Origin of the sequence: Shewanella sp. Isolate11 (genome assembly GCF_022398315.1) — a bacterium.
In the GTDB taxonomy this organism is placed as follows: Bacteria; Pseudomonadota; Gammaproteobacteria; order Enterobacterales; family Shewanellaceae; genus Shewanella.
Genome location: NZ_JAKEVF010000006.1, coordinates 73,206 through 93,168, shown reverse-complemented (window position 1 = coordinate 93,168; position 19,963 = coordinate 73,206). Strand labels below are relative to the sequence as shown.

At 45.7% G+C, this 19,963-nt stretch carries 18 protein-coding genes; all 18 read left to right on the top strand.

Annotated features, from left to right (window positions below; all coding sequences use genetic code 11):
- The first annotated feature begins 183 nt into the window (after positions 1-183).
- The 18 genes from L1D21_RS14195 (at position 184) to L1D21_RS14110 (ending at position 19,951) form a co-directional block, all read left to right on the top strand.
- Positions 184-1,854, top strand: a complete 1,671-nt coding sequence (locus tag L1D21_RS14195; RefSeq protein ID WP_239846010.1) for a 4Fe-4S binding protein — start codon at positions 184-186, stop codon at positions 1,852-1,854.
- A 10-nt stretch (positions 1,855-1,864) separates the two neighbouring features.
- Positions 1,865-2,530 carry a molecular chaperone TorD family protein gene (locus L1D21_RS14190; RefSeq protein WP_239845924.1) on the top strand — a complete coding sequence of 222 codons (666 nt, stop codon included), beginning with the start codon at positions 1,865-1,867 and terminating at the stop codon, positions 2,528-2,530.
- A gap of 174 nt (positions 2,531-2,704) precedes the next feature.
- Positions 2,705-2,902, top strand: a complete 198-nt coding sequence (locus tag L1D21_RS14185) for a twin-arginine translocation signal domain-containing protein (protein WP_239845923.1) — start codon at positions 2,705-2,707, stop codon at positions 2,900-2,902.
- A 69-nt stretch (positions 2,903-2,971) separates the two neighbouring features.
- Entirely contained in the window at positions 2,972-5,821 is a 2,850-nt protein-coding gene (locus L1D21_RS14180) for a formate dehydrogenase subunit alpha (RefSeq protein WP_239846009.1), read from the top strand.
- Between the two features lie 27 nt (positions 5,822-5,848).
- A complete protein-coding gene (gene fdh3B / locus L1D21_RS14175) occupies positions 5,849-6,439 on the top strand; it encodes a formate dehydrogenase FDH3 subunit beta (RefSeq protein ID WP_239845922.1) in 591 nt (196 codons plus the stop codon).
- Positions 6,440-6,490: 51 nt separating this feature from the next.
- The gene (locus tag L1D21_RS14170; RefSeq protein ID WP_239845921.1) at positions 6,491-7,504 is read left to right on the top strand and encodes a formate dehydrogenase subunit gamma; all 1,014 of its coding nucleotides are present in this window, start codon (positions 6,491-6,493) and stop codon (positions 7,502-7,504) included.
- A 197-nt stretch (positions 7,505-7,701) separates the two neighbouring features.
- Positions 7,702-7,911 (top strand): hypothetical protein, encoded by a 210-nt coding sequence (locus tag L1D21_RS14165; protein ID WP_239845920.1) that lies wholly within the window; start codon positions 7,702-7,704, stop codon positions 7,909-7,911.
- A gap of 509 nt (positions 7,912-8,420) precedes the next feature.
- Positions 8,421-8,618 carry a formate dehydrogenase gene (locus tag L1D21_RS14160; RefSeq protein ID WP_239845919.1) on the top strand — a complete coding sequence of 66 codons (198 nt, stop codon included), beginning with the start codon at positions 8,421-8,423 and terminating at the stop codon, positions 8,616-8,618.
- A gap of 17 nt (positions 8,619-8,635) precedes the next feature.
- Complete coding sequence (locus L1D21_RS14155; RefSeq protein ID WP_239845918.1) at positions 8,636-11,491, top strand: molybdopterin-dependent oxidoreductase; 2,856 nt, start codon at positions 8,636-8,638, stop codon at positions 11,489-11,491.
- A gap of 20 nt (positions 11,492-11,511) precedes the next feature.
- Positions 11,512-12,081, top strand: coding sequence for a formate dehydrogenase FDH3 subunit beta (gene fdh3B / locus L1D21_RS14150; protein ID WP_239845917.1), 570 nt, complete (start codon positions 11,512-11,514; stop codon positions 12,079-12,081).
- A gap of 68 nt (positions 12,082-12,149) precedes the next feature.
- Positions 12,150-13,145, top strand: a complete 996-nt coding sequence (locus L1D21_RS14145) for a formate dehydrogenase subunit gamma (RefSeq protein ID WP_239845916.1) — start codon at positions 12,150-12,152, stop codon at positions 13,143-13,145.
- Positions 13,146-13,317: 172 nt separating this feature from the next.
- Entirely contained in the window at positions 13,318-14,694 is a 1,377-nt protein-coding gene (locus tag L1D21_RS14140; RefSeq protein ID WP_239845915.1) for a class II fumarate hydratase, read from the top strand.
- Positions 14,695-14,932: 238 nt separating this feature from the next.
- Entirely contained in the window at positions 14,933-16,270 is a 1,338-nt protein-coding gene (locus tag L1D21_RS14135) for a coproporphyrinogen III oxidase family protein (protein WP_239845914.1), read from the top strand.
- A gap of 82 nt (positions 16,271-16,352) precedes the next feature.
- Positions 16,353-16,994 carry an HD domain-containing protein gene (locus tag L1D21_RS14130; protein WP_239845913.1) on the top strand — a complete coding sequence of 214 codons (642 nt, stop codon included), beginning with the start codon at positions 16,353-16,355 and terminating at the stop codon, positions 16,992-16,994.
- Between the two features lie 85 nt (positions 16,995-17,079).
- The gene (locus L1D21_RS14125) at positions 17,080-17,619 is read left to right on the top strand and encodes a GNAT family protein (protein ID WP_239845912.1); all 540 of its coding nucleotides are present in this window, start codon (positions 17,080-17,082) and stop codon (positions 17,617-17,619) included.
- A 130-nt stretch (positions 17,620-17,749) separates the two neighbouring features.
- The gene (locus tag L1D21_RS14120) at positions 17,750-18,589 is read left to right on the top strand and encodes a PfkB family carbohydrate kinase (RefSeq protein ID WP_239845911.1); all 840 of its coding nucleotides are present in this window, start codon (positions 17,750-17,752) and stop codon (positions 18,587-18,589) included.
- A gap of 224 nt (positions 18,590-18,813) precedes the next feature.
- Positions 18,814-19,509, top strand: a complete 696-nt coding sequence (locus tag L1D21_RS14115) for an MOSC domain-containing protein (protein ID WP_239845910.1) — start codon at positions 18,814-18,816, stop codon at positions 19,507-19,509.
- Between the two features lie 124 nt (positions 19,510-19,633).
- On the top strand, positions 19,634-19,951 hold the full coding sequence (locus L1D21_RS14110) for a DUF4870 domain-containing protein (RefSeq protein ID WP_239846008.1): 318 nt from the start codon (positions 19,634-19,636) through the stop codon (positions 19,949-19,951).
- The last annotated feature ends 12 nt before the right edge of the window (positions 19,952-19,963 follow it).

The window sequence follows — 19,963 nt, the reverse complement described above, 5'->3', positions numbered from 1 at the left end:
TTTAGAGTGTTTTTAAATCCATAATTTTGGTACGTGAATTGCTGTAATAAAGCACATTAATCAACAACTTTGTTTGTTGTTGATATTTAAGGTGAAGCTGGCGCATTAAGCGCATGCCAATAGAGCACAACAGCCGCCTCGCTGACAGCAAAAGCCAAAACTGTTCAGGAACGCAATGTGAGCATGCATTTTAAGAGTAGTGAGAGTTTGACCGACCTAAAGCAGGTTCGTCAGCAAGTGTTGGGACAGACGCAAATTCTTCAAAACCTGATCCCACCAACAGTAAGCTATACCACTGAGGGCAATGTATTAGTCATTGGCCCCGAAGATTTAGCTCGCCTCGCGGCAGACAAATTGTCCAATATGGGCCAACGTGCGATTCTCGCCAACGAATCCATTACCAGCCAAGATGAAGCCCATCTCGAAAAGGTGATGGCAGCCGCCGAAGATGTCGAAAGCTATTACAACAAGCTAATTGAAATTAAAGGTTTTCTAGGCCAATTCCAAGTTAAGGTCGAGATTGAAAACGGTACCGCGGATTTAAGTCTGGTGGCGATTCGTAAAGCCCATTTCGATTTAATCCTCGACCTGAGTCAATCACCCTGTATCAATCTTGAGATGCTGCCTCCGGGCTATTTTTATGTCGGCCAGGATGAAGACAAACTCGCAGATGCTATCGCGCAGCTGCCTGACTTGGTTGGTCAATTCGACAAACCGCGTTATGTCAAAGTAAACAGTAATATCTGTGCCCATAACCGTAACGGCATTGAAGGCTGTAACCGTTGTCTCAATTTCTGTCCAGCCGATGCAATCTCGAGTGTGGCCAAGAAAATCGAAATTGACCCTTATCTTTGTCATGGTGCAGGTAGCTGTACCAATGCTTGTCCAACCGGTGCGATAAGCTACGATTTACCGACGCCACAAGCTTTGCATTCGTACTTACATAAAATTGTGAGTCGTTTTCGCGAGCAGGCACAAACGGCCCCCGTGATCTTATTCCATGATGGTGCCAATGGGGCTGCGTTAATTAACGAAGAGCTGCATGGTGCGATTCTTCCTGTTGAGCTTGAAGAGATCACCGTGGCCAGCATGGATCATTGGATGTCGGCATTAGCTTGGGGCGCACGACAAATTATTGTGCTTAATACCGATGCGACCGCGCCGACATTGACGCAAATGCTTAATGGTGAACAGCAACTTGCCAATGATATTTTTGATGAAATGGGTCAACCGCAGCGTGTGAGCGTGATCAACCAGAATCAACTTGGTGAGCTATCAGCCTTGGTAGAAACCAGTGCCAGCTGGCCAGTAATTGTGCCAGGTGAATTTGCGGCCACCACTAAGCGTGCGACACTTTATGCCGCCATCGATCACCTTAATAGCCAAGCGGCATCGACCGATACTTGTTTGAGCAAAAGCAATATCCCTTTTGGTAAGGTCACGGTAAATACTGACAACTGCACCTTGTGCTTGTCTTGCGTGTCTACCTGTCCTACTCAAGCATTAACCGACGGTGGTGACCTTCCTGCGCTACACTTTGTTGAGCAAGACTGTATCCAGTGTGGTTTATGTGAATCGGCTTGCCCTGAGAAAGTGATCAGCCTGACCTCACAAATGAATTTCGATGCGGCTGCTCGTCAGCAACGTCAAACCTTGAACGAAGAAGCTCCATTTGAATGTATCCGATGCGGCACTCCTTTTGCCACCCAATCTATGGTGAAAAGAATGTTGGATGTAGTCGGAGGCCATAGCGCCTTCAGTGCCAACACAGAAAGATTAAAAATGTGTGGTGACTGCCGAGTAAAAGATATGTTTGAAGACATCCTTCAAGATCCTGAAAAGCAACTGCGATAAGAGTTTAGCTATGACCGAATTAGTAAGAGAAGTATCAGAAAACGATCAGTTAAGAGCCGATATTTATCAGCTTCTGGCAGCACTGTTGCGCAGCCAGCCAAGCGATGAGTTGTTGCAATTTCTTTCGAACCTTGAAATCGATGTCGATGATGATAGCGACATGACTAAAGCTTGGTCGGCGTTGAAATTAGCAGCGGGTCAATTCACTAGCGAACAGCTCGAAGATGAATATTTTAATATCTTCTTAGGCGTGGGAAGTGGCGAAATCTTACCTTATGGCAGCTGGTTTATGACGGGCTCATTAATGGATAAACCGCTGGCTTTGTTACGCCAAGACTTAATGCAATTAGGTTTTGAGCGCAGTGAAGATGTCAAAGAGCCGGAAGATCATGTGGCGGCGCTGTGCGAAGTGATGGGCACTTTGATTTTGGAAGCACCAGGTTATCGCCAATTGGCCTTCTATCAACGTCATATTGGTAGTTGGATCGAGCGTTTTTGTGACCATTTAAGTCGCACGCCAAGCGCGGCTTTTTACGCAACGGTTGCCCAGCTAGCCAAAGCCTTTTTCGTTATCGAAGCGAATGAGTTTGAACAACTAAGTTTAAATATTCCGGTTAACTGCCCAGGTAGTGAAGCGGAAAAAATTACACCATCGACCAGTGAGCTTGCCTCATAGTTTGTGGTGATCTGATATGCCAGCAGGTGAAAACCTGCTGGCATAGAGAAAACAGAGGGCTCGCCCTCAGCGTAAAGGAGATTCGCAATTTTTAGGATGAGGAAAACCTGTTTTATTGCCTCATCGAGATGATAAGAGTTGCGAGTCAATGTTGAGTCAAAATAAGGAGACACTATGAAGAAGCAAGCTTCCGATATGAGTCGTCGTCAACTACTGAAAGCCTTGGCTGTAGGTAGTGCCGCTGGTGCGGTAGCAACGGTAAGTGGCCAAGCGATGGCTGCGACACCTGAGACTACTGAAACAGTGACTGGCGATGGTTATAAAGAGACAGATCATATTCGTAGTTATTACGCGTCGTTACGTTCTAAGTAAAAAAGCAGTATTGCTACTTAAACATCAAAGTAACTACGCAGTAATTCAATAACATTAGGAGAGTGTGTGATGCGATTAACCCGCAAAACAGACCAGGCAGAAGCTACTAAAAAGCCCGTCCTAGGTCTCAATCGTCGCCAATTCCTTCAGTCAGCAGGTCTTGCTACTGGTGGTATTGCCGCGGCCTCTATGCTTGGCGCAGGAATGATGCGTAAAGCGCAAGCCTCTGAAGTCCCACATGATGCACCAACCGAAGTAAAACGTACTATCTGTTCTCACTGTTCCGTGGGTTGTGGTATCTATGCTGAAGTGCAAAATGGGGTGTGGACTGGTCAAGAACCCGCATTCGATCATCCGTTCAACGCAGGTGGACACTGTGCTAAAGGTGCATCGCTACGTGAACATGGTCACGGTGAGAAACGTCTTAAGTATCCAATGAAGCTGGAAGGCGGTAAGTGGAAACGTCTCTCTTGGGATCAAGCGATTGAAGAAGTTGGCCAAAAAGCATTGGATATCCGTAATGAATCGGGTCCAGATTCAGTATTCTTCATGGGTAGTGCTAAGTTCTCTAATGAACAGGCCTATTTATACCGTAAATTCGCAGCGATGTGGGGCACTAACAACGTCGACCACTCAGCGCGTATTTGTCACTCTACCACTGTAGCCGGTGTTGCAAACACTTGGGGTTATGGTGCGCAAACCAACTCTTTCAACGATATTCGTAGCTCTAAGGCGATGATGTTCATTGGCTCAAACCCAACTGAAGCTCACCCTGTAGCAATGCAACATATCTTGGAAGGTAAAGAGCGCGGCGCGAAAATTATCGTCGTCGACCCTCGTTTCACCCGTACTGCTGCGAAAGCTGACGAGTACGTGCATATTCGCCCAGGTACAGATATTCCTTATATCTATGGTCTACTGTGGCATATCTTCGAAAACAAATGGGAAGACCAAACCTTCATCGACCAGCGTGTTTACGGTATGGAACGTATTCGCGAAGCTGCGGCTAAGTGGACTCCTGATGAGGTTGAGAATGTAGTTGGTGTTCCGCAAGAGCAGATGTATCGTGTTGCTAAGATGCTGGCTGAAACTAAGCCGGGCACCATTGTTTGGTGTATGGGTGGTACTCAACATCACATTGGTAATGCCAATACTCGTGCTTACTGTATCCTTCAGCTTGCTCTGGGTAATATGGGTGTTTCTGGTGGTGGTACAAACATCTTCCGTGGTCACGATAACGTACAGGGTGCAACCGATTTCGGCTTGCTATTCGATACGCTACCTGGCTACTACGGCTTGAAGACTGGTTCTTGGAAGCACTGGTGTAACGTCTGGGAATTGGATTATGAATGGGTAAAAAATCGCTTCGATCAAGCGCAATACCTTGGCCAAGATCCAATGACTTCTACCGGTATCCCATGTTCTCGTTGGCATGATGGTGTACTTGAAGATAAGTCTAAGATTGCTCAGAAAGATAATATTCGTATGTCATTCTTCTGGGGGCAGTCTGTTAATACCGAAACCCGTGGTCGTGAAGTGCGTGAAGCATTGAACAAGATGGACACTGTGGTGGTTGTGGATCCATTCCCAACAATGGCGGGTGTTATGCACACTCGTAAAGATGGTGTGTATCTACTTCCTGCAGCAACTCAGTTTGAAACCTACGGTTCAGTTTCGGCGTCTAACCGTTCGCTCCAATGGCGTACTCAGGTTATCGAACCGCTATTTGAGTCAAAACCTGATCACGTGATCATGTATAAACTGGCTAAGAAGTGGGGTATCGAGAAAGAGTTCTGTAAGAATATCAAGGTGAATGGCGATGAGCCGTTGATTGAAGATATTACTCGCGAATTCAACAGAGGTATGTGGACCATCGGTTACACTGGTCAAAGCCCTGAGCGTTTGAAGATGCACCAAGAAAACTGGGGTACCTTCGACATTAACTCGCTTGAAGCTCCAGGTGGTCCAGCTAAAGGTGAAACCTATGGTCTACCTTGGCCATGTTGGGGTACACCAGAGATGAAACATCCTGGTACTCAAATCCTTTATCGTACCGATCGTGAAGTGAAGTATGGTGGTGGTAACTTCCGTGCCCGTTACGGTGTAGAACATGAAGGCAATAACATTTTGGCTGAAGGTTCATATTCTAAGGGGTCTGAGATCAAAGATGGTTATCCAGAATTTACTGACAAGATGCTCAAGCAGCTTGGCTGGTGGGATGATCTGACTGCGGAAGAAAAAGCGGCAGCTGAAGGTAAAAACTGGAAGACAGATGTTTCTGGTGGTATTCAGCGTGTGGCTATTGCACATGGCTGTATTCCTTACGGTAATGCGAAAGCGCGTTGTATCGTTTGGAACTTCCCAGATGATATCCCTGTGCATCGTGAGCCTCTGTATACACCGCGTCGTGACTTGGTATCTAAGTATCCTACTTATGATGACCGTATGGTTGCACGTCTACCTACGCTGTATAAGTCAATTCAAGATAAAGACTTTGCTAAAGACTTCCCACTTGCACTGACCTCGGGTCGTTTAGTGGAATATGAAGGTGGTGGTGAAGAAACCCGTTCTAACCCATGGCTAGCTGAACTTCAGCAAGAGATGTTTATTGAAATCAGTCCTGGTGATGCTGCGGATCGTGGTCTTCGTGACGGTGATGATGTTTGGGTTCACAGTCCTGAAGGCGCCAAGATTAAGGTGCAGGCTATGGTGACGCCACGCGTTATCAATGGTGAGTGCTTCATGCCATACCACTTTGCGGGTGTTTTCGAAGGTGAAAGCCTAGAGAAGAGTTACCCAGAAGGTACGGTACCTTACATCATTGGTGAGTCAGCCAATACCGTCTTGACCTACGGCTATGACGTAGTGACTCAGATGCAAGAGACTAAGTCTAGCTTGTGTCAGATCACTAAAGCCTAACTGAACTTGATGAGGAGATAAGCCATTATGGCAGTCATGAAATTTCTATGTGACACCAAACGCTGCATCGAGTGTAATGGTTGCGTCACAGCTTGTAAGAACGAAAACGATTCCGCTCTCGAGTGGGGTATCCAACGTCGTCGCGTAGTGACCATCAATGATGGTCAGCCAGGTGAAGCGTCAATCTCAGTGGCATGTATGCACTGTACCGATGCGCCTTGCCAAGCGGTTTGTCCTGCAAACTGCTTCTACAAAACTGAAGACGGCTTAACTTTACACAACAAAGATACTTGTATCGGTTGTGGTTACTGTCTCTATGCTTGCCCATTCGGCGCGCCTCAGTTCCCTAAACAGGGCGCTTTTGGTAGCCGCGGTAAGATGGATAAGTGTACTTTCTGTGCCGGTGGTCCAGAAGAGACCTTCTCTGAAGCAGAGCGTAAGAAGTACGGTGCTAACCGTTTAGCCGAAGGTAAATTGCCAATGTGTGCAGAGCTTTGTTCTACTAAAGCACTGCTAGCGGGTGATGCTGAGGTGGTATCTGATATTTACCGCCAACGTATGGCTAAACGTGGTAACCCAAATGCTATCTGGGGTTACACCCCTAAGACTGGCGTCTAAAGTGAATAGGACTGTGGGTCTTCGGGCCCACACTCTGTTAAAGGAGTGACTATGTTATTAAAATCACTGCGCAGCCTATTCACGGTTTTGGTTTTACCACTGATATTAGTAATGGGGCTGGGTCTGACGACCAGTGCTATTGCTTCGGGTGAGCAAACCAGCCAGCAGATGGCTAATGCAAATACCAGTGATGCCGATCTGTGGCGAGCCGTAAAATCTGGAGACAAGGGATACACCACAGCCAAAGGTGCTGAAGGTGGGGTAATGATCAATGTGTCGGCCATCGAAGGGACGAACATTAAAAATGATTATTTAACCCCAGTGATGGCGCTTGCTGTGCTTGGTGTATTTGGCGCATTTTTGTTGTTCTATTTTGTTAATGGTCCATCAAAATTGAGTCATGGTTTCTCCGGTAAGATGGTGCTGCGATGGAGTAAGGCGGATCTGTTGATCCATTGGGTACTGGCTATTTCGTGCATGGCGTTGATCTTCACGGGTCTTAACATCATGCTAGGTAAGCACGTACTGCAACCTTATGTCGGTTCTGGCATTTGGGGATCGCTAATCTATGGTAGTAAAACTATCCACGACTATGTTGGCCCCTTATTTATGGTGGCTTGGGCTGTTTGCGTGGTTAAGTGGATGCCGCTGCAAACCTTTAAAATGTACGACCTGAAGTGGTTTTTAGTGGTCGGTGGTTATATTAACTTTGGCCCATTTAAAGGTAAGCACCCTGATAGTGGCTTTGCTAATGCGGGTGAGAAGATGTGGTTCTGGACTCTCACCTTATTTGGCTTGTTCATCGGTGTATCTGGGATCATGTTGGTGATGCCTGGCCTCGAACTTCCACGTGAAGCGTCGATGTTCGCACTGCTGATTCACGGACTCAGTGCTATTATCATCATCGCCTTTACTATCGTTCATATTTGGATGGCGACAGTACTGAGTGAAGGTGGTATGGAATGTATGAAGTCTGGTTACTGTGATGAGAACTGGGCAGTACAGCACCATAATCTTTGGTACGATGAAATCAAAGAAAACGGCAGCTTGACTTATAAGGATTAGCGGGAAAGTTTTTCTTACCTGCAAATTTGTTAAAACACCCCGTTAGGTAACTAACGGGGTGTTTTTTATTGGCAGAATATAGGAGGGATAATTTGAGTTGCTGGATAGCTTCAGATCACCACATGATTGACTGAACATTTTAAATCCTTCATTGTTGAGCAAAATAAGAATGTTATATCAGCAAAGGGAAGTGGTTTATGAATATTAATGCATCGCTAATTGGTCAGTCGGTCATAGTTGTTATGCTGTTGATAGCTGCGTTGAGTTACTATTTAGGGATGAAGAAAACCGGTTCCCCTAAAATATCAGCCTTGATAGGTTTTCTCCTGAGTATTATTCCGATATTGGGATTAATTTACGTCGCTCTGTTATCGATGAAACCAAATCTTGATACCAATAAAAAATAAGCCGTCGTTCAAATCTACTCAGCTTGCGCAGTAATAAATAATAACGATTATTACGCGTAAGCTCTTACATATTTCTAAATCTCATTCCCAAAACATATTCTAAAAACTTTTCGCGCAATTTTATGCTTTTTCTGCTTGGTGGATATTGCAGTAAAAAATGGCAATTACCGCGGTATTCCTTCGACGACAATAACAAAATTTTCACATCTAAGTTGAAGAAAATTCGACCATTTTTTGTCTTGGTTTACCAAATTATTTTGCGCTAAACATGATTAGCTTAACACTTTGGTGATTTATCCATTTTTTGTAACCGGTTAACCCGATTTAGATCAATATCTGTGGTGTTTTTCTTACTTATATTGCAGGGGCAATTAATTGGATGTTTTTACTAAAGATACAAATTTCACCAAGCAAGTACTAAGTCATAACAATTTGTTAGCAACGTATTCTGGCCTAATTTGCATAAACCATCCTTAGTTATGAACTGCCTTATTTCTCTAGGAGAAAGAATGAAAAAGCAACAGCCCGATCTCGCTCGTAGATCATTGCTGAAAGCGATCACTGTAGGTGGCACAGCTAGTGTTGCCATCGCCGCTACCGGTGTAAGTGTCGCGAATGCAGCAGAAACAAAGACCAGTGCGAAAAGTACTGATAGCTACCATGAAACTGCACATATCCGCAGTTATTACAACAGCTTGCGTAGCTAATTTAGGAGATTCCAGCGATGAAATTAACTCGCACATCAAACGAGACACCAACAGTTGCTAAGCCAACTTTAGGTATTAGTCGTCGTCAATTTATGAAGCATGCAGGTATCACTTCTGGTGGTATTGCAGCAGCCTCTCTTCTTGGTACTGGCATGATGCGTCGCGCCGAGGCCAAAGACATTCCACATGATGCACCAACGGAAATTAAACGTACTGTATGTAGTGCGTGTGCGGTAGGTTGTGGTTTATACGCAGAAGTACAAAACGGTGTTTGGACAGGTCAAGAGCCTGCATTCGACCATCCATTCAATGCTGGCGGCCATTGCGCTAAAGGTGCGGCTCTTCGTGAACATGGTCATGGTGAGAAGCGTCTTAAGTACCCAATGAAATTGGTTGACGGTAAGTGGAAGAAACTATCTTGGGAGCAAGCTTTAAACGAAGTTGGCGACAAGATGTTAGATATCCGTAAAGAGTCTGGCCCTGATTCACTTTACTTCATGGGTAGCGCTAAGTTCTCTAACGAAGGCTGCTACATGTATCGTAAGTTTGCGGCTATGTGGGGTACTAACAACGTCGACCACTCAGCACGTATTTGTCACTCTACCACGGTAGCCGGTGTTGCAAACACTTGGGGCTACGGTGCGCAAACTAACTCTTTCAACGATATCCAGAATGCAAATGCAATCTTCTTCATCGGGGCTAACCCTGCTGAAGCGCATCCAGTATCGATGCAGCATATCTTAATCGCGAAAGAGAAAAACAACGCTAAGATCATCGTTGTTGATCCACGTTTCTCTCGTACTGCAGCGAAAGCCGATCATCACTGTGCAATTCGTCCAGGTACAGATATTCCATTCATTTACGGTATGCTTTGGCACATCTTTGAAAATGGTTGGGAAGATAAGACCTTTATCGAGCAGCGCGTTTTCGAGATGGACACTATTCGCGAAGAAGTGAAGAAGTTCCCACCTCAAGAAGTTGAGCACATCACAGGTGTAAGTGAGCAAGATGTTTACCAAGCGGCGAAGCTAATGGCTGATAACCGTCCTGGTACTGTGGTTTGGTGTATGGGTGGTACTCAGCATCACGTGGGTAACGCTAACACTCGTGCTTACTGTATCCTTCAGCTTGCCCTAGGTAACATGGGTGTTTCTGGTGGTGGTACTAACATTTTCCGTGGTCACGATAACGTACAGGGTGCAACTGACTTAGGTCTACTGTTCGATACGCTACCAGGCTACTACGGTCTTAAGACAGGTTCTTGGAAGCACTGGTCTCACGTTTGGGATCTAGACTTTGACTGGGTTAAAGGTCGTTTCGACCAAAACGAATACCTAGGTCGCGTTCCAATGAACACTCCTGGTATCCCATGTTCTCGCTGGCATGACGGTGTACTTGAAACACCTGAAAAACTAGCACAGAAAGATCGCGTTCGTATGGCGTTCTTCTGGGGGCAATCGGTTAACACCGAAACTCGTCAAAATGACGTACGTGAAGCGCTAGATAAGATGGACACTGTGGTTGTTGTGGATCCATTCCCAACAATGGCGGGTGTAATGCATCGTCGTCAAAATGGTGTGTACTTGCTACCTGCAGCGACTCAGTTTGAAACTGAAGGTTCGGTTTCTAACTCTGGCCGTAGCCAACAGTGGCGTGAGAAGGTCATTGAGCCATTGTTCGAGTCTAAGACCGACCTTGAGATCATGTACCGTCTATCGCAAAAATTGGGCTTCGATAAAGAGTACACCAAGCGCATCGCTAAAGATGCCAACGACCTAATGGTTATCGAAGACATTACTCGCGAAATCAATCGCGGTATGTGGACTATCGGTATGTCAGGTCAAAGCCCTGAGCGTCTGAAGTTACACACCCAAAACTGGGGTACATTCAGCAACAAGACTCTTGAAGCTGAAGGCGGCCCAGCGAAAGGCGAAACTTATGGTCTACCTTGGCCATGTTGGGGTACACCAGAGCAGAAACACCCTGGTACCCAAATTCTGTATAACACAAACAAACACGTACTTGAGGGCGGCGGTAACTTCCGTGCTCGTTACGGTGTTGAATACCAAGGTAAGAATCTATTGGCCGAAGGCAGCTTCTCTAAAGGTGCTGAAATCCAAGATGGTTACCCAGAGTTCACCGCAGACATGCTGAAACAGCTTGGCTGGTGGGATGACCTAACTGCTGAAGAGAAAGCGGAAGCAGAAGGTAAGAATTGGAAGACCGACCTTTCTGGTGGTATCCAACGTGTGGCGATGAAACATGGTTGTATCCCATTCGGTAACGCGAAAGCGCGCTGTATCGTATGGACCTTCCCTGATCAAGTGCCTGTTCACCGTGAGCCGTTATATACGCCACGTCGTGATCTTGTTGCTAAGTACCCAACTTATGACGATATGCAAGTACACCGTCTACCAACGTTGTACAAGTCAATCCAAGAAGTTGATAGCACTGACAAGTACCCACTCGGTTTGACTTCTGGTCGTCTGGTTGAGTACGAAGGTGGTGGTGAAGAATCTCGTTCTAACCCATGGCTAGCCGAACTTCAACAAGAGATGTTTGTTGAAATTAACCCAGCTGACGCAGCAGACCGTGGCATCCGTAATGGTGACACTGTATGGCTAGAAGGTGCTGAAGGTGGCCGTATCAAGATCCAAGCTATGGTAACGCCTCGCGTTAAACCAGGTGTGACTTGGATGCCATACCACTTTGCTGGTGTTATGCATGGTGAAAGCCTAGCGCCTAACTATCCAGAAGGTACAGTGCCTTATGTGATTGGTGAGTCTGCAAACACGGCATTGACCTATGGTTATGACCCTGTGACGCAGATGCAAGAGACTAAAGCTTCGCTTTGTCAGATCACTAAAGCCTAAGTACTGGGAGAATTACCAACATGGCTACAATGAAATTTTTATGTGATACCAAGCGCTGCATCGAATGTAACGGCTGTGTCACTGCATGTAAAAACGAAAACGACTCTGCTCTAGAGTGGGGTATTCAGCGCCGTCGCGTAGTAACCATCAATGATGGTCAACCTGGCGAAGCTTCAATCTCTGTAGCATGTATGCATTGTACTGATGCACCATGCCAAGCGGTTTGTCCTGCAAACTGTTTCTACAAGACTGAAGATGGCTTAACGCTTCACAATAAAGACACCTGTATCGGTTGTGGTTACTGCCTATACGCTTGTCCGTTTGGCGCACCTCAGTTCCCTAAGAAGGGCGCTTTTGGTACTCGCGGTAAGATGGACAAATGTACTTTCTGTGCTGGTGGTCCTGAAGAGAACCATTCAGATGCAGAACGTCAGAAGTACGGTTCAAACCGTATTGCTGAAGGCAAACTGCCTATGTGTGCTGAGCTTTGTTCTACCAAAGCACTGCTTGCTGGTGATGCTGAGGTTATCTCAAACATCTTCCGTGAGCGTGTTGCATACCGTGGCTCAAAAAATGCGATTTGGGGCTAATCCCTCACTTGTATAACGCCACTATAATCCACGCCGAGTTCGCTCGGTGTGGACGATAAGGATGTAATATGAACAAATGGTTCAAACAATTTAGCGTGATCTTAGCGTTAGTGATTGGCACCACTTTTAGTGCTTTATCATTTGCGCATGATGGCGCCACAGATCATAGCCATACTCAGGCAACTGAAGGGCAGATCTGGTCTGAGCTACAAGCTGGGGCAACGGGATACACCTCTTCACATGGTCAGTTCCATAACCAGCCGATTAACACCTACGACTTGCGCGTATTGGAGTTACGTAGTGACTGGTTAGCACCTGCATTAATGTTGGCGCTATTTGGCATGATCATCATCTTTGTGCTGTTTATTAAAGTAAATGGTATCTCGAAGTTGCATCATGGCTTCTCGGGTAAGATGGTTTACCGTTGGTCTAAGTTTGACTTGTCTATCCACTGGTTAGGGGCTATCCCTTGCTTGTTGTTGATCTTGACCGGTTTGACTCTGCTTGCGGGTCGCTTCTTCTTCCAGCCTTACTTAGGTGAAGGTTTCTGGGCGGGCATGGTTTACGCATCGAAGCAGATCCACGATTTCATGGCAATTCCGTTCATGATAGGTTGGGCGCTTATGACCACATTGTGGGCTAAGAACCAGCTACCTAAGATGTATGACGTTAAGTGGTTCCTCGTTGTTGGTGGTTACATCAACTTTGGTCCATTTAAAGGTAAGCACCCTGATGCGGGCTTTGCTAACGCAGGTGAGAAAATGTGGTTCTGGGCGTTCGCGCTATTTGGCCTCATTATCTCTGCGTCTGGTATGTTGCTGCTATTCCCGAACTTGTTCGAGCCTAGCCGTACATTAAGCTTAATCGCATTAGTGCTTCACTCTGTCAGCGCTATCATTATCTGTGCTTTCTCTATCGTACATATCTTTATGGCAACTGTAATGTCTGAAGGTGGTATGGAGTGTATGGTATCGGGTTACTGTGATGAAAACTGGGCGACCCAGCATCACAACCTTTGGTTTGATGAAATCAAAGAAAACGGTACGCTTAAGTACAAACAATAACGCAAGAGAGACATTTGAGGCCAAGGCCTGAAGTGTTCAAACTCAGCGATAATTCAAACACCTCGTTAGATTACTAACGGGGTGTTTTTTTATGCCGTTTCAAAGCATCTGAATTTTCTTAGAATTTATCCTAAGCTCAAGTTATCGATAGTGATTAACCTTGGGCTTAGCTATGGAATATAAATCGGTGCATGACAGCATGGGTGAGATCGACATTCCTGTCGATGCACTCTATGGTGCCCAGACGGCGAGGGCGATCAAAAATTTTCCTGTGAGTGGCCAAACGCTTCCACGTAATTTTATTCGCGCTTTGCTGTTAGCAAAGTTGGCTGCAGCAGAAGCAAATACAGAATTAAAACTACTCGACAGATCCACTTATCTGGCCATTGCTGAAGCGGTACAAACCTTGTTGGCCGACCCTCATCTGATGCGCCATTTCCCCGTGGATATTTTTCAAACGGGTTCAGGAACTAGCACCAACATGAATGCCAATGAGGTATTGGCCACTTTGGTGTCGCAAAAGTTGTCGAAAGAGATTAGCCCCAATGATGTGATTAACATGGGGCAGAGTAGCAACGATATTATTCCTAGCTGTGTGCATATCAGTGCTTTATTGGCCCTCGAACACACGCTACAGCCTTCGCTCAAATTGCTTATTGATACCATTAGCAATAAGGCTGAGGAACTCGATGCTGATATCAAAACCGGACGCACACATTTAATGGATGCCATGCCGGTGCGTTTCAGTCAGGTGCTCGAAGGTTGGGCGAGTCAGCTGGTGCAATGTCAGCAGTTGATCACGGCCATACGACCTGCGTTATCGGCATTGGCACAAGGCGGCACAGCGGTGGGAACGGGGGTAAATACCCATGCTGATTTTAGTCGGGTCTTCTGTGAAAAGTTGTCTTTGTTAACTCGAATGCAATTTCATCCAGCCGATAACCTATTTAGTCGCATAGCTAGCCATGATACGGCGGTGGCCTTGTCTGGACAGCTGAAAACCACGGCGGTTGCCATTATGAAGATCAGTAATGACCTTCGCTGGATGAATTCAGGGCCCTTGGCGGGGTTGGGTGAGATCGAGTTGCAAGCATTGCAGCCTGGTTCGTCAATCATGCCGGGAAAGGTAAACCCTGTGATCCCCGAGGCGGCCTGTATGGTTGCCGCTCAAGTGATGGGTAATGATACGGCTATTACTGTCGGTGGCCAGTCGGGAAATTTTGAACTCAATGTGATGCAGCCATTAATCGCGGCGAATTTATTGCAGAGTATCGAAATCCTAGCCAATGTCAGCAGGCTGTTAGCCAATAAGGCGATTGCTAATTTTAGCGTTAATCGACAGCAGATCGCCGCGACTTTAAGCCGTAATCCTATTCTTGTTACGGCGTTAACCCCTAAAGTGGGTTATGAAACAGCGGCGAAAATCGTTAAACAGGCTTATCAACAACATAGGCCTATTATTGACGTGGCCGCTGAGTTGACGGAGTTAAGTCAACAGGAACTCACCGAACTGCTTAATCCTGAAAGACTGACTCATGGTGGTTTTTAGTCATTCCCTCTACTACACATTTATTAGTGGCTATAATAAATTATTAATCGCTAAAGTATGACTTGCTTAACAATTATGACTTCAAAATACTGTTAGGTGTTGTAACTGAAGGACAGTTCACGTTTTATATAGATCGTAAATGTTAGTTTTACTTAGCGTGAAAACAATCAGATACCCGCGTTTAATTTCATTTATTCAATGGTTTTAAATCTAAGGCTAGAATTAGCTAGGAAGCATTATGTCGATAAATTTTCAAACGGTTGCCAGTGACTTGAATAAGCCGTACCAAGCCAATATTACCGTCCCAAGCTGGATGCTAAGCTCAATGGAGCGTGTCATGCAGTACTATGTCGACAAGAACTTGCGTCTCGATACGCAGTCAGCCTCTATGATGCCTGCGCCTATCGAAGGCAAAAAGTACATGCTTTATGCACATGTACCTTTCTGCCACACCCTGTGTTCTTACTGTACCTTCCATCGTTTCTTGTTCAAGGAAGATAAGGCTCGCGCCTATTTTATCTCGCTACGTAAAGAGATGGATATGGTCAAAGCCTTAGGTTATGACTTCGAGTCCATGTATATCGGTGGCGGCACCACAACAGTACTCGAAGATGAACTGGCACGCACTATTGAACACGCTAAGACCCTGTTTCCGAGTATTAAAGAGGTTTCTTGTGAATCGGATCCTCAACACCTCGACAGTCCTGGCTTTAAACAGCTAGAGGGCTTGGTGGATCGCATGTCGATTGGGGTACAAAGTTTTAATGACGATATCTTAGCGATGACAGATAGAATCGAGAAGTTTGGTACAGGCCAGCAAACGTTCGATAAGATCATGGCGGCTAAAGAGCTGTTCCCAATCATCAACGTCGATCTAATTTTTGGTTTCCGAGGTCAAACTGACGAGGTCATTCAGCATGACTTGGATATGGCATCACGTTTAGATCCTCGTCAAATTACCACGTACCCGCTGATGATCACCCATCAAACGCGCAAGAGTGTTAAGGGTAAACTTGCTGCACCTCAAGGTGATATGGCGCGCCAATATCGTCAAATTTTGAATAGCCTCAACGGTCAATATAACCAGTTATCGGCATGGGCTTTCGGTAAAACCGATAATGAAGGTTTTGATGAATACGTTATTGATTATGATGAATACTTGGGAGTAGGCTCAGGCTCGTTTAGTTTCTTAAACGATACCTTGTACGTGAACAATTTCTCTCTGAAAAAATACCAAGAAAACATCGCCGCTGGGCGTATGGGTGTTGAGCAGCAGAAAAACTACAATAAGAAAGATGTGATGCAATATCGTTTCTTATTGGGTATGTTCTCGGGCCGTCTGTCTCGTAAATATTTCCGTGAAACGTTCGGGGTTAACCTAGATTGGGCGCTGTTTAAAGAGATGACTTCGATGAAGGCTATCGGTGCCATTAAGAATGACCCGACCGATCCGGATAATCTGATTGTGACCGATAACGGTAAGATGATGGGCTTGTTGATGATGAAAGAGTTTTATTCGGGGATGGATAACGTTCGGGCCCAGTTGCGGAAACCGTTAAAAGCCTGCGATATGTAACAGGTATAAGCCAAGAAGCACTTGCCATTTGATAAGCAAAAGGTTGACTATAGGTCAGCCTTTTTTGTTTTTGGAGATAAGATTGTCGGTTTCGCCATCTTTGCATTTGCTAGAACAGCAGTGTGTTGAGTATATTTCATCACTTCAACAAACCGATGCTGCCCATGATCTGCAGCATGTCAAACGTGTGGTAAAAACAGCTAAACTCTTGGCAGAGCGGAGTGGAGCCGAATTGGCGGTGGTGCTTCCGGCCGCTTGGCTACACGATTGTGTCGCCTTACCGAAAAATCATCCTCAACGTCAGCAGGCTTCTCTTCTGGCAGCCGATCAGGCGCTTATTTTCTTGCAAAGTATCCATTATCCCGAGCAGTATCTTGCCGATATTCATCATGCGATTGTGGCACACAGCTTTAGTGCCAATGTGGTCGCGACAACTATCGAAGCTAAGGTGTTACAGGATGCGGACAGACTCGATGCTCTTGGCGCCATAGGTATCGCGCGTTGTATTCAGGTGAGTTGTAGTTTAGGTCGGTCGTTATATCATTTAGAGGATCCGTTTTGCAGTGGGCGTATTCCTGATGATGGTCAATTTGCTATCGATCATTTTTATCTTAAGTTATTGCAACTTGCCCAAACCATGCAAACCCAAGCGGGTAAGGAAGAGGCTGAGAAACGACAAGCTTTTATGCAGCAGTATCTACAGCAATTAGCCTGTGAAATTTAGATTTTCCGCCATTCGTTATCCCGAGTTCAGGTTAAGTATTGATATTCAGGTGCCAGTATTTAATTGCCAATAATAAGGACAGGGTGTGAACATTTTTACTACAACACGTATCTTATGCCGCGAGTTTGAAACTGAGGATTTACGGCCTTTTAGCCTATACCGTGCCGATCCTAAGGTGGCGCAATATCAAAGCTGGAGCGACTATAGTTATCAGGATGCGTTAGGCCTGTTCGAACAGATGCAGCGAACGCCATTTGCGACCCCTGATTCGTGGGTGCAATTAGCCTTAGAATGTCGGGAGACCCGACAGCTTTTGGGCGATTTAGCATTACATTTTATCGATGATCAACAGATGGAAATCGGCTTTACTTTAGCGCCGCAGTTTCAGCATCAAGGTTACGCCACCGAAGCGGTTAACGGTTTACTGTATTACTTGTTTATTGAGCGTGGTGTTCGCCGCATTGTTGCCACCACAGATTGTGATAATCGGCCATCATGGAGCTTGCTTGAGCGAGTTGGCTTTCGCCGTGAAGCACATCATATTGAAAATATCTTTTTTAAAGGTCAGTGGGGCAGTGAGTTTGTTTATGCCATATTGGCGAGTGAGTTTGCCGCAGCGCAATAAAAGTTTGGCTCTGATTGAGTCAAATCTGTGTGCTTGTTATAAATAACTGCTGGCGTGGGGTTTTAGACCAGCGACAATATTTTTTGGGACCTTGTCTTTTCCCTTACCTGTTAGTTTTGTGGAGTTTTTTATGGCCAATATTCTCCTTATCGCCAATTTAAATTGTGACCGCTTGTTGTTACTTAACAAACCGCTACAAGTGGGCGGACGATATCATTATCAAGATGGTGGCCAACGACTCGGTGGTGGTGGAGCAAATACGGGGATCGGATTGGTTTGGGCGGGCCATGATGTAGCCTTGGTGAGCCAAGTGGGTCGTGACAAAGTGGGTGATTGGCTACTGGCAGAAGCCAGTACCATGGGCATAGATTGTCGTTTGATGCAGCGTTATTCACAAAATACCTGTGAGATGCTGTTAATGATGACCCCAGATGGAGAGCGCACCATTATTCGGCCTGAGCGTCCACGTTTTCAATTATCCGCACCGCCCAATTGGTCGCAGTGGGATGCCTTGTATATTAACTCTTCTGCTTTGGGCGTTGACGATTGGGCATTGAGCGCCATGTCACAGACCCTGGTGATTGCTCAGTTAGCTAAAGATTGTCGTCCCCGTCCATGCCATTATTTAATTACTTCGGCGACCGATCTTGCTGGGCGCAGTGAACTTTCGCCCTGGGAATTTGGACTCTCTATTGCAGGCAGTCATTTACGTGGCTTTATTGTGACGCATGGAGCGTCGGGAGCGACGCTTTATCAGGCTGATGGCCAGCAATTAGTTGTTGCGCAGCAGGCCGAAGTGGTCGACACCACCGGTGCTGGTGATGCTTATGCCGCGGGTTTAATACATGGATTATTGCGCGGTATTGGTGAAGTCGAAGCGATGCAAGAAGGCGCTCGCTGGGCTGCTTTTGCTGTGTCGACACAGAGCTCTATTCCCGGTGAGCAATTGCATCAATACCTCAGTCAATAAAGCGCTTAATCAGTTTGAACACTGTCATTAAAGTGTCATTTGAGCAAGATAAACTACGCTTGTTGGTCGGGATAAATTGTTAGACCAAGCTTCCGTACTTTCCTTCCTGATGCTAAACACTTTTCTGTTCTCGCCTCTATCGAAGAGGCTTTTTTTTGCTTAAATTTTGATGAGTTATATGGCAATGTATGGCTAATTATACTGATTAAGGTGATGCAGCCGAGATGATAAAAACGCTATCGGGTTTGTTTGCTGGTGAGCAAAGCTCTGAGTTTGAAGGTCGTGCGACTATGATCGATGGAAAATCTTCGCAGTCGTCGCTTTCGGTTGGTCTACTCTCAGTCGAAGGAGATGCTCAAGCCGATCCGCAACATCATGGTGGTGCCGATCGTGTGTTGCATCATTTTCCGCGAGAGCATTACGGTCAATATCGCCGTTGGGATATGATGAAAGGCTTTAAAGATGCGCCGACTATGGGCGAGAACATCAGCACTGTGGGTTTAGATGAAACCCAAGTGAATATTGGCGATATTGTTGCTATCGGTGAAGTGGTATTGCAGGTGACTCAGCCGCGATCTCCCTGCTTCAAGTTAAACCATCAATTTGGCCATCCTGAATTTGCACTGGCGATGCAGACCAGTGGCTTATGTGGTTGGTTTTATCGGGTGATAACGCCGGGAATAATCAAGCTGAGTGATGGTATCGAGTTGCTGGAGCGTAAAACTGACATGAGCGTGCGAGAGGCTATGAGCATCTATTTTGCCACCGAATTCGATAGCGCAGCTTACCAGCGTTTAGCCAATTGTGAAGGTTTGGCTCAGACTTGGGTGAATAGCTTACAACAGCGTTTGCAGAACCAAAAAATTGAACCTTGGCAACGACGCTTATTCGGCTTTGAACAGCAGAACAATAGCAATTAATTACTGGTGTGTAGTTCAAGTAAAGTTAACTGAATGAGGTCACCTGGCCTAATCTTAATTAGCACTATCAAAAAGGAGAACAATAGTGACTGAGCATCAAGTGTTATCAAGGGATGACAAGAATATGGGGCTGGCGGTGCATTTAGCGAGTTTCTCCGGTTATCTTATCCCATTTGGCTCGGTATTAGGTCCGTTAATCGTCTGGTTGATGAAACGCGATGAAATCGACTTTGTTGATAGCTGTGGTCGTAACTGTTTGAACTTTAAGATCAGCATGATGATTTATATCTTGATCAGTACGATTCTTGTGTTTATCGGTATCGGGCTTATTTTGCTAGGTGTGTTGGCAATCTTCGATATTGTGGTGACTATTATTGCCGCGATGAAAGCGACTGAAGGGATCAGTTACCAATATCCTATGGCGATTAAATTCTTTAGCTGATTTGACCTAAAA

Coding starts and splice junctions, on each gene's coding strand:
- L1D21_RS14195 (WP_239846010.1), top strand. CDS start 184: ATGCATTTTAAGAGTAGTGAGAGTTTGACCGACCTAAAGCAGGTTCGT.
- L1D21_RS14190 (WP_239845924.1), top strand. CDS start 1,865: ATGACCGAATTAGTAAGAGAAGTATCAGAAAACGATCAGTTAAGAGCC.
- L1D21_RS14185 (WP_239845923.1), top strand. CDS start 2,705: ATGAAGAAGCAAGCTTCCGATATGAGTCGTCGTCAACTACTGAAAGCC.
- L1D21_RS14180 (WP_239846009.1), top strand. CDS start 2,972: ATGCGATTAACCCGCAAAACAGACCAGGCAGAAGCTACTAAAAAGCCC.
- fdh3B (WP_239845922.1), top strand. CDS start 5,849: ATGGCAGTCATGAAATTTCTATGTGACACCAAACGCTGCATCGAGTGT.
- L1D21_RS14170 (WP_239845921.1), top strand. CDS start 6,491: ATGTTATTAAAATCACTGCGCAGCCTATTCACGGTTTTGGTTTTACCA.
- L1D21_RS14165 (WP_239845920.1), top strand. CDS start 7,702: ATGAATATTAATGCATCGCTAATTGGTCAGTCGGTCATAGTTGTTATG.
- L1D21_RS14160 (WP_239845919.1), top strand. CDS start 8,421: ATGAAAAAGCAACAGCCCGATCTCGCTCGTAGATCATTGCTGAAAGCG.
- L1D21_RS14155 (WP_239845918.1), top strand. CDS start 8,636: ATGAAATTAACTCGCACATCAAACGAGACACCAACAGTTGCTAAGCCA.
- fdh3B (WP_239845917.1), top strand. CDS start 11,512: ATGGCTACAATGAAATTTTTATGTGATACCAAGCGCTGCATCGAATGT.
- L1D21_RS14145 (WP_239845916.1), top strand. CDS start 12,150: ATGAACAAATGGTTCAAACAATTTAGCGTGATCTTAGCGTTAGTGATT.
- L1D21_RS14140 (WP_239845915.1), top strand. CDS start 13,318: ATGGAATATAAATCGGTGCATGACAGCATGGGTGAGATCGACATTCCT.
- L1D21_RS14135 (WP_239845914.1), top strand. CDS start 14,933: ATGTCGATAAATTTTCAAACGGTTGCCAGTGACTTGAATAAGCCGTAC.
- L1D21_RS14120 (WP_239845911.1), top strand. CDS start 17,750: ATGGCCAATATTCTCCTTATCGCCAATTTAAATTGTGACCGCTTGTTG.
- L1D21_RS14115 (WP_239845910.1), top strand. CDS start 18,814: ATGATAAAAACGCTATCGGGTTTGTTTGCTGGTGAGCAAAGCTCTGAG.
- L1D21_RS14110 (WP_239846008.1), top strand. CDS start 19,634: ATGGGGCTGGCGGTGCATTTAGCGAGTTTCTCCGGTTATCTTATCCCA.